Source organism: Streptomyces sp. NBC_00193 (assembly GCF_026342735.1).
GTDB lineage: Bacteria > Actinomycetota > Actinomycetes > Streptomycetales > Streptomycetaceae > Streptomyces > Streptomyces stoeckheimensis.
The window spans coordinates 5,241,621-5,257,528 of sequence record NZ_JAPEMM010000001.1 but is presented as its reverse complement, the minus strand read 5'-3'; the positions used below and the strand labels follow the sequence as shown (position 1 = coordinate 5,257,528).

12 protein-coding genes are annotated in these 15,908 nt (G+C 70.4%); 6 read left to right on the top strand and 6 right to left on the bottom strand.

Annotation, left to right across the window (positions count from 1 at the left end):
* Nucleotides 1-135: 135 nt before the first annotated feature.
* Complete coding sequence (gene metH / locus OG898_RS23445) at nt 136-3,645, bottom strand: methionine synthase (RefSeq protein WP_266959049.1); 3,510 nt, start codon at nt 3,643-3,645, stop codon at nt 136-138.
* 263 nt (nt 3,646-3,908) lie between these two features.
* Here metH and OG898_RS23440 point away from each other — a divergent pair, with 263 nt between their 5' ends.
* The 5 genes from OG898_RS23440 to OG898_RS23420 all read left to right on the top strand — a co-directional run bounded on the left by OG898_RS23440 (nt 3,909) and on the right by OG898_RS23420 (nt 10,175).
* Nucleotides 3,909-4,676, top strand: coding sequence for an IclR family transcriptional regulator (locus OG898_RS23440; protein ID WP_250740348.1), 768 nt, complete (start codon nt 3,909-3,911; stop codon nt 4,674-4,676).
* A 329-nt stretch (nt 4,677-5,005) separates the two neighbouring features.
* The gene (locus tag OG898_RS23435; RefSeq protein WP_266959047.1) at nt 5,006-5,788 is read left to right on the top strand and encodes an MIP/aquaporin family protein; all 783 of its coding nucleotides are present in this window, start codon (nt 5,006-5,008) and stop codon (nt 5,786-5,788) included.
* Between the two features lie 78 nt (nt 5,789-5,866).
* On the top strand, nt 5,867-7,393 hold the full coding sequence (glpK, locus tag OG898_RS23430) for a glycerol kinase GlpK (RefSeq protein ID WP_266959045.1): 1,527 nt from the start codon (nt 5,867-5,869) through the stop codon (nt 7,391-7,393).
* A gap of 45 nt (nt 7,394-7,438) precedes the next feature.
* Complete coding sequence (locus OG898_RS23425) at nt 7,439-9,046, top strand: glycerol-3-phosphate dehydrogenase/oxidase (RefSeq protein WP_266959043.1); 1,608 nt, start codon at nt 7,439-7,441, stop codon at nt 9,044-9,046.
* Between the two features lie 127 nt (nt 9,047-9,173).
* Nucleotides 9,174-10,175 carry a PAC2 family protein gene (locus tag OG898_RS23420; protein ID WP_250740344.1) on the top strand — a complete coding sequence of 334 codons (1,002 nt, stop codon included), beginning with the start codon at nt 9,174-9,176 and terminating at the stop codon, nt 10,173-10,175.
* 120 nt (nt 10,176-10,295) lie between these two features.
* On the opposite strand, the gene mshC is transcribed toward OG898_RS23420, so the two are convergent.
* The 4 genes from mshC to OG898_RS23400 form a co-directional block, all read right to left on the bottom strand.
* On the bottom strand, nt 10,296-11,525 hold the full coding sequence (gene mshC / locus OG898_RS23415; protein ID WP_250740343.1) for a cysteine--1-D-myo-inosityl 2-amino-2-deoxy-alpha-D-glucopyranoside ligase: 1,230 nt from the start codon (nt 11,523-11,525) through the stop codon (nt 10,296-10,298).
* A 120-nt stretch (nt 11,526-11,645) separates the two neighbouring features.
* Nucleotides 11,646-12,458: an SCO1664 family protein gene (locus OG898_RS23410; RefSeq protein ID WP_250740342.1), complete on the bottom strand. Its 813-nt coding sequence runs from the start codon at nt 12,456-12,458 to the stop codon at nt 11,646-11,648.
* Nucleotides 12,455-13,045, bottom strand: a complete 591-nt coding sequence (locus tag OG898_RS23405; protein ID WP_243333987.1) for a DUF3090 domain-containing protein — start codon at nt 13,043-13,045, stop codon at nt 12,455-12,457. The genes OG898_RS23410 and OG898_RS23405 overlap by 4 nt, the downstream gene beginning before the upstream one ends.
* Before the next feature lie 77 nt (nt 13,046-13,122).
* A complete protein-coding gene (locus OG898_RS23400) occupies nt 13,123-13,845 on the bottom strand; it encodes a histidine phosphatase family protein (RefSeq protein ID WP_266959040.1) in 723 nt (240 codons plus the stop codon).
* 62 nt (nt 13,846-13,907) lie between these two features.
* On the opposite strand from OG898_RS23400, the gene corA reads away from it, so the two are divergent.
* Nucleotides 13,908-14,891 carry a magnesium/cobalt transporter CorA gene (corA, locus tag OG898_RS23395; protein WP_250740340.1) on the top strand — a complete coding sequence of 328 codons (984 nt, stop codon included), beginning with the start codon at nt 13,908-13,910 and terminating at the stop codon, nt 14,889-14,891.
* A 48-nt stretch (nt 14,892-14,939) separates the two neighbouring features.
* Here the strand turns inward: corA and OG898_RS23390 are convergent, their stop codons facing one another.
* Nucleotides 14,940-15,728, bottom strand: a complete 789-nt coding sequence (locus OG898_RS23390) for a ferritin-like domain-containing protein (RefSeq protein WP_250740339.1) — start codon at nt 15,726-15,728, stop codon at nt 14,940-14,942.
* Nucleotides 15,729-15,908: the final 180 nt, after the last annotated feature.

Here is a 15,908-nt window from a genome sequence, read left to right as displayed (position 1 = left end):
CCTTTCGGGGGGTCCGTTGGGGACGAGAAGGCCGGTCACCTCGCCTCCGGGGGCGTGCCCGGGGGAACAGGTGACCGGCCTGTATGGGACCGACTAGTGTACGCCGGTCCGTCTCGATGTGCGTTGAATTACGTCTCAGCGTGCGTTGAAGTACTTGGCTTCGGGGTGGTGGATGACGATGGCGTCGGTGGACTGCTCGGGGTGGAGCTGGAACTCCTCCGAGAGGTGGACGCCGATGCGCTCGGGCTGGAGGAGGTCGGCGATCTTGGCGCGGTCCTCCAGGTCGGGGCAGGCGCCGTAGCCGAGGGAGAAGCGGGCTCCGCGGTACTTCAGGTCGAACATGTCCTCGACCTTGGCGGGGTCCTCGCCGCCGAAGCCGAGCTCGGCGCGGACGCGGGCGTGCCAGTACTCGGCCATGGCCTCGGCGAGCTGGACGGAGAGGCCGTGGAGCTCCAGGTAGTCGCGGTAGGAGTCGGACTCGAACAGCTTGGCCGTGGCCTCGCCGATCTTGGAGCCGACGGTGACGACCTGGAGGCCGACGACGTCGGTCTCGCCGGACTCTTCGGGGCGGAAGAAGTCGGCGAGGCACAGGCGGCGGCCGCGGCGCTGGCGGGGGAAGGTGAAGCGGGTCCGCTCGTTGCCGGCTTCGTCGAGGATGATCAGGTCCTCGCCCTTGGAGACGCAGGGGAAGTAGCCGTAGACGACGGCGGCTTCGAGGAGGTTCTCGGTGTGCAGCTTGTCGAGAAGGCCGCGCAGCCGGGGGCGTCCCTCGCTCTCGACGAGTTCCTCGTAGGTGGCTCCGCCGGCGCGGGCCTGCTTGAGACCCCACTGGCCCTTGAAGAGGGCGCCTTCGTCGAGCCAGGAGGCGTAGTCCTTGAGCGGGATGCCCTTGACGACGCGGGTGCCCCAGAACGGCGGGGTGGGGACGGGGTTGTCGGTGGAGGTGTCGGAGCGGCCGCCGGGCTCTTCGGTCTCCTCGACCTGGAGCGGGGTGTCGCGCTTGGCGACGCGGCGCTGCTTGAGTTCGGGGAGGGTGGCGCCGGGGACTCCGCGCTTGACGGCGATGAGGGCGTCCATGAGGCGCAGGCCTTCGAAGGCGTCGCGGGCGTAGCGGACCTCGCCCTCGTAGATCTCGTGGAGGTCCTGTTCGACGTAGGCGCGGGTGAGGGCGGCGCCGCCGAGGATGACCGGGTAGTCGGCTGCCAGCTTGCGCTGGTTGAGCTCCTCCAGGTTCTCCTTCATGATCACCGTGGACTTGACCAGCAGGCCGGACATGCCGATGACGTCGGCCTTGTGTTCCTGTGCGGCTTCGAGGATCGCGGAGACCGGCTGCTTGATGCCGATGTTGACCACGTTGTAGCCGTTGTTGGTCAGGATGATGTCGACGAGGTTCTTGCCGATGTCGTGGACGTCGCCGCGGACGGTGGCCAGGACGATGGTGCCCTTGCCCTCGTCGTCGCTCTTCTCCATGTGCGGTTCCAGGTGGGCCACCGCGGTCTTCATGACCTCGGCGGACTGGAGGACGAACGGGAGCTGCATCTGGCCGGAGCCGAAGAGCTCGCCGACGACCTTCATGCCCTCCAGGAGGGTGTCGTTGACGATGTCGAGGGCCGGGCGGGTCTGGAGGGCCTCGTCGAGGTCGGCGTCCAGGCCGTTCTTCTCGCCGTCGATGATGCGGCGCTGCAGGCGCTCGTCGAGCGGCAGGGCGAGGAGTTCCTCGGCGCGGCCGGCCTTCATCGACTTGGTGTTGACGCCTTCGAAGAGGGCCATGAGCTTCTGCAGGGGGTCGTAGCCCTCGGCGCGCCGGTCGTAGATCAGGTCGAGGGCGGTGGTGACCTGCTCCTCGTCGAACCGGGCGATCGGCAGGATCTTGGAGGCGTGGACGATCGCGGAGTCCAGGCCTGCCTTGACGCACTCGTCGAGGAAGACGGAGTTCAGCAGGACGCGGGCGGCCGGGTTGAGGCCGAAGGAGATGTTGGAGAGGCCGAGCGTGGTCTGGACGTCGGGGTGGCGGCGCTTGAGCTCGCGGATCGATTCGATCGTGGCGATGCCGTCCTTGCGGGACTCTTCCTGGCCGGTGCAGATGGTGAAGGTCAGGGTGTCGATGAGGATGTCCGACTCCTGGATTCCCCAGTTGCCGGTGAGGTCCTCGATGAGGCGCTCGGCGATGGCGACCTTGTGTTCGACGGTGCGGGCCTGGCCCTCCTCGTCGATGGTCAGGGCGATCAGTGCGGCGCCGTGTTCCTGGGCGAGGCCGGTGACCTTCGCGAAGCGGGACTCGGGGCCGTCGCCGTCCTCGTAGTTCACGGAGTTGATGACGGCGCGGCCGCCGAGCTTCTCCAGGCCGGCCTGCAGGACGGGGACCTCGGTGGAGTCCAGGACGATGGGCAGGGTGGAGGCGGTCGCGAAGCGTCCGGCGAGTTCCTTCATGTCGGCGACGCCGTCGCGGCCGACGTAGTCCACGCACAGGTCGAGCATGTGGGCGCCTTCGCGGATCTGGTCGCGGACCATCTCCACGCAGTCGTCCCAGCGGGCTTCGAGCATGGCCTCGCGGAACTTCTTCGAGCCGTTCGCGTTCGTGCGCTCGCCGATCGCCATGTACGAGATGTCCTGGCGGAACGGGACGGTCTGGTAGAGCGAGGAAGCGCCGGGCTCGGGGCGGGGGTCGCGGACGGCCGGGTTCAGGCCGCGGACCCGCTCCACGACCTGGCGCAGGTGCTCGGGGGTGGTGCCGCAGCAGCCGCCGACCAGGGAGAGGCCGTACTCGCGGACGAAGGTCTCCTGGGCGTCGGCGAGCTCGCTCGCGGACAGGGGGTAGTGCGCGCCGTTCTTGCCGAGGACGGGCAGGCCGGCGTTGGGCATGCAGGAGAGCGGGATGCGGGAGTTGCGCGCGAGGTAGCGCAGGTGCTCGCTCATCTCGGCGGGGCCGGTGGCGCAGTTCAGGCCGATCATGTCGATGCCCAGGGGCTCCAGCGCGGTGAGCGCGGCGCCGATCTCCGAGCCGAGGAGCATCGTGCCGGTGGTCTCCACGGTCACGGAGCAGATCAGCGGGACGGAGACGCCGAGGGCCTCCATGGCGCGGCGGGCGCCGACGATGGAGGACTTGGTCTGCAGGAGGTCCTGGGTGGTTTCGACGAGGAGCGCGTCGGCGCCGCCGGTGATCAGGCCTTCGGCGTTGATCTGGTAGGCGTCGCGGATGGTTCCGTAGTCGATGTGGCCCAGGGTGGGCAGCTTGGTGCCGGGGCCCATCGAGCCGAGGACCCAGCGCTGCTGTCCGGTGGAGGCGGTGTACTCGTCGGCGATCTCGCGGGCGATCCGGGCGCCGGCGACCGACAGCTCGTGGTTGCGGTCGGCGATGTCGTACTCGGCGAGGGCGGCGTAGTTCGTGCCGAAGGTGTTGGTCTCGACGCAGTCGACGCCGGCCTCGAAGTACTCGCGGTGCACGTTGGCCACGATGTCGGGGCGGGTGACGTTGAGGACCTCGTTGCAGCCTTCGAGCTGTTCGAAGTCGTCCAGGGTGGGGTCCTGGGCCTGGAGCATGGTTCCCATGGCTCCGTCGGCGACGACCACGCGGGTCTTCAGTGCCAGGCGGAGGGCATCGGCCCGGGTCTGGGTGTCTGCGGGCGGGTTCGGCAACGAGGCCATGGTTGAGCTCCCTGGGATGCGACGGCTGTCGGCTTTGCACCCCCTCTGTGTCAAGGGTGCACGCGGCCAGGGTAACGGTGCATACCCGGCCCCGGTGAGGGTGTCCCACGTGGCGGACTGCATTCTGTGCCCGGGGGGCGGCGACTTCCGGCCGGGGTGTCCTGGGCCACTCGTATCGGTGGACTCTGCCCTCATCATGCACAAAGTCGGCATCGACCGATAGTGTTCAGCATTGTCGAACTACGTCAGCAGGAGGCTGCGCGATGGCACGGAACATCCAGTCGCTCGAACGAGCCGCTGCGATGCTGCGACTCCTGGCGGGCGGCGAGCGCCGGCTGGGGCTCTCGGACGTCGCCTCCTCCCTTGGCCTGGCCAAGGGCACGGCGCACGGGATCCTGCGCACGCTGCAGGCCGAGGGTTTCGTGGAGCAGGACCCGGCTTCGGGCCGCTACCAGCTCGGCGCGGAGCTGCTCCGCCTGGGCAACAGCTATCTGGACGTCCACGAGCTGCGGGCCCGCGCCCTGGTGTGGACGGACGATCTGGCCCGCGCGAGCGGGGAGAGCGTGTACGTGGGGGTGCTGCACAAGAGCGGGGTGCTGATCATGCACCACGTGTTCCGGCCCGACGACAGCCGTCAGGTGCTGGAGGTGGGGGCCATGCAGCCGCTGCATTCCACGGCCCTGGGCAAGGTGCTGTCGGCGTACGACCCGGTGGCGCACACGCAGGTCCTCGAGGTGGAGCGGGAGTCCTTCACCCCCAGGACGGTCACCGACGGTGCCGGCTTCGAGGAGGTCCTGGAGCTGATCCGGGCCCGCGGCTGGGCCAGCGACATCGAGGAGACCTGGGACGGGATCGCCTCGGTGGCGGCCCCGATCCACGACCGCCGCAGGATGCCGGTCGGCGCGGTGGCCGTCGCGGGCGCCGTGGAGCGGGTGTGCGGGGACTCCGGAGAGCCCCGGGCGTCGCTGATTGCTTCCGTACGGGACTGCGCGCGGGCGGTTTCGCGCGATCTCGGGGCGGGCCGGTTCTGACCTTGGCATGACCTCATCGCTCCGCCTGAACCACCCAATGGCCGCGCAAAAGTGGCATTTGGGTGGTTTTTGGCGTTTGATGATCAACGAATGGCCTAATTTGTTCGATCACACCGGCCGGTAACGATCCGGCTCATTGGCCTGGTCAACTCTTGACGCCCGCTTCACCGGGGCGGAAAACTGCCGTTCATCGGTCGGCAATGCCGAACACCTACCGGCAATACGCGTTAGGGTGTGGCAAGGCCAAGGACCGGTGCAGCACTCACCGAGTGCGTGGACCGCCGGAGGGACCCGGCGGCCACCACCCCTGAACGACAAAGGAGTCGCGGGTGTCCAGCTCCGACATCTTCATCGGCGAGACCATCGGTACCGCCCTGCTCACCCTGCTCGGCGGCGGCGTCTGCGCCGCACTGACCCTCAAGAGCTCCAAGGCTCGGGGCGCCGGCTGGCTCGCGATCACCTTCGGCTGGGGTTTCGCCGTCCTGATCGCCGCCTACGTCTCCGCGCCGCTCTCCGGTGCACACCTGAACCCGGCGGTCACCGTCGGCATCGCCATCAAGACCGGCGAGTGGGGTGACGTTCCGGTCTACTTCGCCGGCCAGCTCCTCGGCGCCATGATCGGCGCGGTTCTGATGTGGCTCGCCTACTACGGCCAGTTCCGGGCGCACCTGTCCGACCCGGAGCACATCCGTGACGCCAAGCTCGGTCCCGAGGACCCGCACCCGCACGACGTGGCCGGCCCGGTGCTCGGGATCTTCTCCACGGGCCCCGAGATCCGCAACGTCGTCCAGAACCTGACGACCGAGATCATCGGCACCGCCGTCCTGGTCCTGGCCATCCTGACCCAGGGCCTGCAGGACGACGGCAAGGGCCTCGGCGTGATCGGCGTCCTGATCACCTCGTTCGTGGTGGTCGGCATCGGCCTCTCGCTCGGCGGCCCGACCGGTTACGCCATCAACCCGGTGCGCGACCTCGGCCCCCGCATCGTCCACGCCCTGCTGCCGCTGCCCAACAAGGGCGGCTCGGACTGGGGCTACTCCTGGATCCCGGTCCTCGGCCCCCTCGCGGGCGCCGCGCTCGCCGGCGGTCTGTACAACATCGCGTTCGCCTGATCAGCAATCGGCACCACGGCACCTCCCGCACCGCCATTCTGATTCCGCCTACTTCGACACCTGCCAGGAGCAGCCACCATGACCACCAGCACCGGCCCCTTCATCGCCGCGATCGACCAGGGCACCACCTCCTCCCGCTGCATCGTCTTCGACCGTGACGGCCGCATCGTCGCCGTCGACCAGAAGGAGCACGAGCAGATCTTCCCGAAGCCGGGCTGGGTCGAGCACGACGCCACCGAGATCTGGACCAACGTCCAGGAGGTCGTCGCCTCGGCCATCGCGAAGGCGGAGATCACCGCGGCGGACGTCAAGGCCGTCGGCATCACCAACCAGCGCGAGACCACCGTGATGTGGGACAAGAACACCGGCGAGCCGGTCCACAACGCGCTGGTCTGGCAGGACACCCGCACCGACGCCCTGTGCAAGGAGCTCGGCCGCAACGTCGGCCAGGACCGCTTCCGCCGCGAGACCGGCCTGCCGCTGGCGAGCTACTTCGCCGGCCCCAAGGTCCGCTGGCTGCTCGACAACGTCGAGGGCCTGCGCGAGCGCGCCGAGGCCGGGGACATCCTCTTCGGCACCATGGACTCCTGGGTCATCTGGAACCTCACCGGCGGCGCCCAGGGCGGTGTGCACGTCACCGACGTCACCAACGCCTCGCGCACCATGCTGATGAACCTGCACACCCTGGCCTGGGACGAGAAGATCGCCGAGTCCATGGACGTGCCGCTCAACGTCCTCCCGGAGATCAAGTCCTCCGCCGAGGTCTACGGCCACGTCAAGGAGGGCGTCCTCGCGGGCGTCCCGGTCGCCTCGGCGCTCGGTGACCAGCAGGCCGCGCTGTTCGGCCAGACCTGTTTCGCCGAGGGCGAGGCGAAGTCCACGTACGGCACCGGAACGTTCATGCTCATGAACACCGGCGACAAGATCATCAACTCCTACAGCGGCCTGCTGACCACGGTCGGCTACCAGATCGGCGACCAGCAGCCGGTCTACGCGCTGGAGGGCTCCATCGCCGTCACCGGCTCGCTCGTCCAGTGGATGCGCGACCAGATGGGCCTGATCAAGTCCGCGGCCGAGATCGAGACCCTGGCCTCCTCCGTCGAGGACAACGGCGGCGCCTACTTCGTGCCGGCCTTCTCCGGCCTGTTCGCCCCGTACTGGCGCTCCGACGCCCGCGGCGTGATCACCGGCCTCACCCGGTACGTCACCAAGGCGCACATCGCCCGTGCCGTCCTGGAGGCCACCGCCTGGCAGACCCGCGAGATCACCGACGCCATGACCAAGGACTCGGGCGTCGAGCTCGCCGCCCTCAAGGTCGACGGCGGCATGACCTCCAACAACCTGCTGATGCAGACGCTCTCGGACTTCCTGGACGCCCCCGTGGTGCGCCCGATGGTCGCCGAGACCACCTGCCTCGGCGCGGCCTACGCCGCCGGCCTGGCCGTCGGCTTCTGGCCCGACACCGACGCCCTGCGCGCCAACTGGCGCCGCGCGGCGGAGTGGACCCCGCGGATGCCCGCCGAGCAGCGGGAGCGCGAGTACAAGAGCTGGCTCAAGGCCGTCGAGCGGTCCATGGGCTGGGTCGACGACGAAGACGCCAGCTGACCGCACGGCCGGCGCAATGCGACGAGTAAGTAGGAGTCAACGGATATGAGCACCCTGCAGAGCGTTCCCACCCTGGGTACGCACCCGACCGCCGGTTCGAACGCGAGCCGTGCCGAGACCCGTGAGCAGCTGGCCAAGGCCACGTACGACCTGCTGGTCATCGGCGGTGGCATCCTGGGCACCTCGGTGGCCTGGCACGCCGCGCAGTCGGGTCTGCGGGTCGCCATGGTGGACGCCGGCGACTTCGCCGGCGCCACCTCCTCGGCCTCCTCCAAGCTCGTCCACGGCGGCCTGCGCTACCTGCAGACCGGTTCGGTCAAGCTGGTCGCCGAGAACCACCACGAGCGCCGGGTGCTGGCCAAGGACGTGGCCCCGCACCTGGTCAACCCGCTCACCTTCTACCTCCCGGTGTACAAGGGCGGTCCGGTGGGCGCGGCGAAGCTGGGCGCGGGCGTGTTCGCGTACTCGGCGCTGTCGGGCTTCGGCGACGGCATGGGCAAGATCATTTCTCCGGCCCGTGCCGCCGCCGACAACCCGGGTCTGAAGACGGACGACCTCAAGGCCGTCGCGGTCTACTACGACCACCAGATGAACGATTCGCGCGTCGCCGTGATGACGGTCCGCGCGGCCGTCGAGTCGGGCGCGGTCGTCCTGAACCACGCCGAGGTCACCGGTCTGCGCATGACGCGCGGCCGGGTCTCGGGCGCCGAGCTCAAGGACCGCCTGGACGGCACCGAGTTCGGTGTGGACGCGCGTGTCGTGCTGAACGCCACCGGCCCGTGGGTGGACCACCTGCGGCGCATGGAGGACAAGCACTCGATGCCGTCCATCCGCCTTTCCAAGGGCGCGCACATCGTGATGAAGCGCAAGTCGCCGTGGAAGGCCGCCATGGCCACCCCGATCGACAAGTACCGCATCACCTTCGCCCTGCCGTGGGAGGACCAGCTGCTGCTGGGCACCACGGACGAGGTGTACGAGGGCGACCCGGCGGACGTGCGCGCCACCGAGGCCGACATCCAGCAGATCCTGGACGAGGCGGCCTTCTCGGTGAAGGACGCGGATCTGGACCGCTCGCTGATGACGTACGCCTTCGCGGGCCTGCGCGTGCTGCCCGGCGGCCCCGGCGGGGTCGAGAAGGCCAAGCGCGAGACGGTCGTCTCCGAGGGCGCGGGCGGCATGCTGTCGGTGGCCGGCGGCAAGTGGACCACGTACCGGCACATCGGCCGCGTGGTCATGGACAAGCTGGCGAAGCTGCCGGGCAGCCCCCTGACCGAGGACATGGAGCCGGTGAAGTCCCTCGTACGACGGATCGCGCTGCCCGGTGTCGCCAACCCGAACGCGGTGGCGCACCGGCTGCTCGTGGACCGCGAGCCGGGCTCCCGGATGGACCCGCTGACCGCGCGCCACCTGGCCTCGCACTACGGTTCGCTGGCCTTCGACATCGCGCGCCTCGCCAACGAGGACCCGGCGCTGGCCGAGCGGATCCACCCGGACGGTCCGGAGATCTGGGCGCAGGTCGCCTACGCCCGGGACAACGAGTGGGCCGAGACGGCGGACGACGTGCTGCGCCGCCGTACGACGGTGACGATCCGCGGTCTGGACAGCGCCGAAGTGCGCGGCCGGGTCGAGGAGATGCTGGCCCGCAAGGCATAGCCGGTGGCGTGAATGGGCAGAGGGGCGGTTCCAGGGGGAACCGCCCCTCTGTCGTGGGCTGTGGCCGGTGCCTCATCAAGGCTTAGGCTGACCCACGTACACAAGGGAACTTCGGAAGGAGACCTGGGTGATCGAGCTTGAGGGCGTGCCCGAGCTGATCGACCCGGTCATGGTGGCCGCGTTCGAGGGCTGGAACGACGCGGGTGACGCGGCCTCCGGTGCGGTCGCACACCTGGACCGGGAGTGGAAGGGCGAGGTCTTCGCGGCTCTGGACGCCGAGGACTACTACGACTTCCAGGTCAACCGGCCGACGGTGTGGCTGGACAACGGGGTGCGCAAGATCACGTGGCCGACGACCCGGCTGTCGGTGGTCCGGATCGGCGGGACCAAACCGCGCGACCTGGTGCTGGTGCGGGGCATCGAACCGTCCATGCGGTGGCGTTCGTTCTGCAACGAGATCCTGGGCTTCGCCCACGAACTGGGCGTGGAGATGGTCGTCATCCTGGGGGCGCTGCTGGGCGACACCCCGCACACCCGCCCGGTGCCGGTCAGCGGGGTGACCTCGGACGCGGATCTGGCGCGGACGATGGACCTGGAGGAGACCAAGTACGAGGGCCCGACCGGGATCGTGGGCATCCTCCAGGAGGCCTGCACCCATGCCGGGGTGCCGGCGGTGTCCCTGTGGGCGGCGGTGCCGCACTACGTGTCCCAGCCGCCGAACCCCAAGGCGACGCTGGCCCTGCTGAACCGGCTGGAGGATCTGATCGACATCCGGATCCCGCTGGGCGAACTCCCCGAGGACGCACGGGCGTGGCAGCTGGGCGTGGACCAACTGGCCGCCGAGGACAGCGAGGTGGCGGAGTACGTCCAGACGCTGGAGGAGGCGCGGGACACCGCGGACCTGCCGGAGGCGTCCGGGGACGCGATCGCCCGGGAGTTCGAGCGGTACTTGCGGCGGCGGGATCCTTCCGCGGGTGCGGAGCCGGGTGACGGGTCGTACCTGCGGGACACCTCCGGCGGGCTGACGCGGCCGCCGAAGCGGAAGGCGGAGCCGTCCGGGTCCGGGGACGAGCCCCCGGTCCCTCCGGCTCCCTCGCCGGACGAGGACGAGACGCCTCCGGAGGCGTAGCCGGGTGGACCCGCGAAAGGGCGGGGCGGGGGTTCTTCTCCCCGCCCCGCCCTTTCGCCGTTTCCCGGGGCTCCGCCCCGGACCCCGCTCCTCAAACGCCGGAGGGGCTGGAATTCCCGGTTACAGCGCCACGCCCAGCAGGGCGTCGACCGTGCGGGACACGAGGCCCGGGGCCGACTCGTCGTCGCCGTCGGTGACGAGCTGGCGCTCGACCCAGCGGTCCACGGCCGCGAGGGCGGCAGGGGCGTTGAGGTCGTTGGAGAGGGCCTCGCGGACCTCCTCGACCAGGTCGTCCGCCGGGATGCCGTCGGGGCGGGAGACGGCCGCGCGCCAGCGACCCAGCCGGGCCACCGCCTCCGCGAGGACCTCGTCGGTCCACTCCCAGTCCGCGCGGTAGTGGTGCGAGAGCAGGGCCAGGCGGATCGCCGCCGGGTCCACGCCGGCCCGGCGCAGCGCCGACACGAAGACCAGGTTGCCCTTGGACTTCGACATCTTCTCGCCGTGCAGGGCCACCATCCCGGCGTGTACGTACGCCTTGGCCATCGGGAACTCGCCCGTCAGGACCTGGGCGTGCGAGGCACCCATCTCGTGGTGCGGGAAGGCCAGGTCGGAGCCGCCGCCCTGGATGTCGAAGGTCATCCCCAGGTGGTCCAGGGCGATGGCCACGCACTCGATGTGCCAGCCGGGCCGGCCGCGGCCCAGCGAGCCGCCGTCCCAGCTCGGCTCGCCCGGGCGGGCCGCCATCCACAGCATCGGGTCGAGCGGGTTCTTCTTGCCCGCGCGGTCGGGGTCGCCGCCCCGCTCGGCCGACAGCAGCCGCATCGCCTCGGCGTCCAGGTTGGACACCTTGCCGAAGTTCGGGTCGGACTCCACCGAGAAGTAGACGTCACCGTCCAGCTCGTAGGCGGCGCCCGCGTCGCGCAGCCGCTCGACCAGCGGCACGATGCCGGGTATGGCCTCGACGGCGCCGATGTAGTGCTGCGGCGGCAGCATCCGCAGAGCGGTCATGTCCTCACGGAAGAGAGCCGTCTCGCGTTCGGCGAGCTCGGTCCAGTCCTGGTTGTCGCGCAGGGCCCGCTCCAGCAGTGGATCGTCGACGTCCGTGACGTTCTGGACGTAGATGACCTGCCGCTTGGTGTCGAGCCACACGCGCTGCACGAGGTCGAACGCGTTGTAGGTCGCCGCGTGACCGATGTGCGTCGCGTCGTACGGGGTGATCCCGCAGACGTAGATACGGGCGACGGGACCGGGGGCGAGGGTGATCGCCCCTTGGGTCGCGGTGTCGTGGATCTGGAGGTCGCGGCCCTTGCCAGGCAGGGCGGGGACCTCAGAAGCGGGCCAGGCATGCATGTCTCGAGCCTAACCGGACGGGTGTTCCGAAAACGAACCGGACCAGCACTGTTGTCCTGATCGGCGCTCTTGCGCCATGGCCGGTTCTGTGCGTGTGTCCCGCTGCGCGCCCCGGCCCGGTCAGACGGGCGGCCAGGGGATCGCGGGCCACTGCCCCGAGGGCTGCGGATGCTTCCCGGTGCGCAGCAGCAGGGCCACGCGGGCCCGTACGGCGGCCAGCTCGGCGGTGGTGACCAGTTCGGCCAGTCGGGTGGCGAGGGGCTGCCCGGCGGCCAGCGCGGCCTCCAGGGAGGTCAGGACGGACCCCGCTTCCTCCGTCAGCGGCTCCCCCGCCCAGCCCCAGAGCAGGGTGCGCAGTTTGTCCTCGGTGTGGAAGGTCACGCCGTGGTCGATGCCGTAGAGGCGTCCGTCGGGGGCGGGCAGCAGGTGGCCGCCCTTGCGGTCGCCGTTGTTGATCACGGCGTCGAGGACGGACATCCGGCGCAGCCGTTCGTCGTCGGCGTGCACGAGGAGCGCGGTGCGGCCCTCGCCGACCTCGGCGAAGGCGACGGGCTTCCAGCCCTCCCCCGCCTCCTCGCCGTCCACGAGCGCGAGCAGCTCGGCCTCCGGGGACTCCCCGGTCTCGATCCACTGCTGGACCATGCCCTCGCCGTACGGTCCGTCGCGCAGCACGGTCGGGGGCACGAGCCCCCAGCCGGTGGCCTCGGAGACCAGGTAGGCGGCGACTTCGCGCTGGGCGAGGTTGCCGTCGGGGAAGTCCCAGAGCGGGCGCTCGCCCTTGACCGGCTTGTACACGCAGTCGGTGCTCGCGCCCCCGTGCGTGACGGTGCACAGCAGGACGGCGTTGGACGCCTCCCGGATCCGGCCGACGACGGTGAGTTCCCCGTGGGCCAGCAGTTCTTCCAGTTCCGGCGTTCCCCCCGTGGCATTCATGCTTGGCGCCGGTAGCCGTTCTGGCGCGGGCAGACGTGCCCTTCGGGGTCCAGCGGGAGGCTGCACAGCGGGCACGGCGGCCGGCCGGCGTTGACCACGTCCAGGGCCCGCTTGGTGAAGGCCCGGGCCTGGGCGCCGGTGAGGCGGACGCGGAGCATCGGCGGACCGTTCTCCTCGTCCTGGAGCAGCCGCTCCTCCGCCTCGGCGAGGTCCTCCTCCGAGTCGGCGTCGAGTTCCACCAGGGCCTGCGCCTCGACGATCATGCGCTGGTCCTCGCCGTCCCAGGCCAGGGCCATGGTGCCGACGCGGAACTCCTCCTCGACGGGGACGTCGAGGGGGGCGGTGTCGGTCGCCTCGGCGGGGGCCACGGCCGGGACGGGGGCATTGCCCCCGGTGCGCCGTACGACCTCGTCCAGCAGTTCTTCCATCCGCTCCGCGAGCGCCGCCACCTGGGTCTTCTCCAGGGAGACGGAGGTGACGCGGGGGCCGGTGGAGGCCTGCAGGAAGAACGTACGGCGTCCAGGCAGGCCGACCGTGCCGGCCACGAAACGGTCCGGTGGGTCGTAGAGGAACACCTGACGGGGCACGTCCAGTCTCCAAGCGTCGGCGGCAGGGGCAGGGCTGCGCCCATGGGTTGGCCCGTCCACCCTACTGCGCCGTTCGATCACACCGCGCCCGCACCACCCCCTACGACCGCCTCGCCGACCGCTTCCGCGTCGTCCTGGGCGGCCGCGGCGTCCGGCGAGGCCTTTTCGCGGGGTGCGAAGGAGGCGAAGTCGCCGGTGTCGCCGAGCCGGAGCAGGAAGGGCCGGGTCGGCGTGTAGCGGATCGCGGTGACCGAGCAGGGGTCGACGTGGATCCGCTGGAAGAGGTCCAGGTGCATGCCGAGGGCGTCCGCGACAAGGGACTTGATGATGTCGCCGTGCGAGCACATCAGGTACACGGCGTCGGTGCCGTGCTCCTCCTCGATCCGCGCGTTCCAGTCGCGGACGGCGTCGACGGCGCGGGCCTGCATGGCGCGCATGGACTCGCCGCCGGGGAAGGCGGCGGCCGAGGGGTGCTGCTGGACGATGCGCATGAGCGGTTCTTCGGACAGTTCCGAGAGTTTGCGGCCCGACCAGTCGCCGTAGTGGCACTCGCCGATCCGCTCGTCGGTGTGCAGGGCGAGTCCGGGCCGGGCCGCCAGCAGCGGGGCCAGGGTCTCGGCGCACCGCTCCAGCGGGCTGGTGACGGCTGCGGCGAGGGGCACGGCGGCGAGCCGCCCGGGCAGCGCGGCGGCCTGTGCGGCTCCGTGCTCGTCGAGGGTCACCCCCGGGGTCCATCCGGCGAGCAGCCCTGCGGTGTTGGCGGTGGACCGCCCGTGTCGTACGAGGATCAGCGTGGCCATGGCAGAAGGGTAAGCGGTGCCGCCGGCGTGCGGACGGGGCCCGGGCAGGGAACAATGCGCGAGTGATTGTGGACTGCGCCATGTACCGCGAAGGCCGCCGCTCCGCGGCGCCCGACGACTTCTCCGATGCCCTCGACGAGGCGCGGGCCACCGGTGACGCCTTCCTCTGGGTGGGCATGCACGAGCCCACGGAGAAGGAATTCGAGCACGTCAGCCAGGAGTTCGGGCTGCACCCGCTGGCGGTGGAGGACGCGCTGACCGCGCACCAGCGGCCGAAGCTGGAGGTCTACGACGATTCGCTGTTCGTGGTCCTCAAGCCGGTGATGTACGACGAGGCATCCGACACGGTGAGCGCGGGCGAGCTGATGCTCTTCATCGGCGACTCCTTCGTCGTCACGGTCCGGCACGGCGAGGGGGCCGCGCTGGCGGCCGTGCGCCACCGGCTGGAGCACGAGCCCGAAGTGCTCAAGCACGGCCCGACGGCGGTGCTGTACGCGGTCTCGGACGCGGTGGTGGACCACTACATCGAGGTGGCCGCCGAGCTCCAGGCGGATCTGGAGGAGCTGGAGGCGGAGGTCTTCTCCCCGAATCCCTCGGACAGCAAGAACACCGCCGCCCGGATCTACGGGTTCAAGCGGCAGGTGCTGGAGTTCCGCCGGGCCACGAGTCCGCTGCTCGCGCCGATGGACCGGCTCGCCTTCGGGAACGTGCCCTTCGTGCACGAGCACGCCCAGCCGTTCTTCCGCGACGTCGCCGACCACCTGACGAAGGCGAACGAGTACATCGAGGGCCTGGACCGGCTGCTCTCGGACGCGCTGGCCGCGCACCTGGCGCAGATGGGCGTCCGGCAGAACGACGACATGCGCAAGATCTCGGCCTGGGCCGCCATGGCGGCGGTGCCGACGATGGTGGCGGGGATCTACGGCATGAACTTCGAGCACATGCCGGAGCTCAAGCACCGGTGGGGCTATCCGCTGGTGGTGCTGGTGATGGTGGCCATGTGTCTGGGCCTGCACCGGATGTTCAAGCGCCGCGGCTGGCTCTGACCGCTCCCTGGCCCCTGGCTGTCCCCTGACTGTCCCCTGACCGGCCCGCTACGCGAGCTCGGCCGCCGTGGTCACCGGGCCGCCCAGCGCGTTCGAGCGGGCCGGCTGGCGCAGGGAGACCATCCGGTGCCAGCCGGCCAGCCTCTCGTACGCGTACATCCCCCGGATCCCGGCGGCCAGCGCGGCCGCCTTCGGTGCGGGCCAGTGCAGGAGCCGCCCCATGTGCCCCATGACGGCCAGGCTCACGTCCCGGTAGACGCCGATCTCGACGAGCGCGCTCTCCCTCAGCACCTGCTGGATGGTGCGGCCGTGGCCCTCCCGGGCGAGGCGCAGCAGCTCCTCGTGGCAGTAGGCGAGGTGGTTGTCCTCGTCATGGCTGATCATGCGGATGGCCTTGCCGACCTCGGGGTGGTCTCCGAAGTTCTTGACCAGCATGTCCATCTGGTCGGCGGCGCGCTGTTCGGTGACCCGGCTGTGCGCGAGGTAGACGGTGATGTCGCGCTCGGTCAGGGGTTCGTCGCGGCGGAGCTTCTCGTGCGCGAGGCCGATGCCGCGGCGCTCCAGCAGCATCGTGTAGTCGGTCTCGGGCGGGACCGGAACGGGCGGCAGGCCGCGCTTGCGCAGCAGGGCGTTGAAGATCCGGCCGTGTTTGTCCTCGTCGGCTCCGTGCCGGGTGATCTTGGGTGCGAGATCGCGCATGCCGTCCGGGACCAGGGCCGCGATCCGGGCGTTCTCCCAGCCGCCCTGGGACTCCCCGCTGGCGGCGATGGAACAGAACAGCTGGAAGGAGTCGTCGTTCTCGACGATCTCCTGGAACAGGCTGCGGGCAGAGAGCATGCATCGAGTCAAACTCCGCCCGCCCGGGCGGGCAACCCGCGGGGCGCGCTACTCGTCCGAATGAACGAAGCCCCCGAGATGGCCCCCGGCGCGTAACCCGGGGGCCGTCCGGCGCGTTGTTGGCTGTGTCGGCCGTGGCGGGGAAGACCCCCCGAGCCCCCACCACGGCCGCAGGCCTCT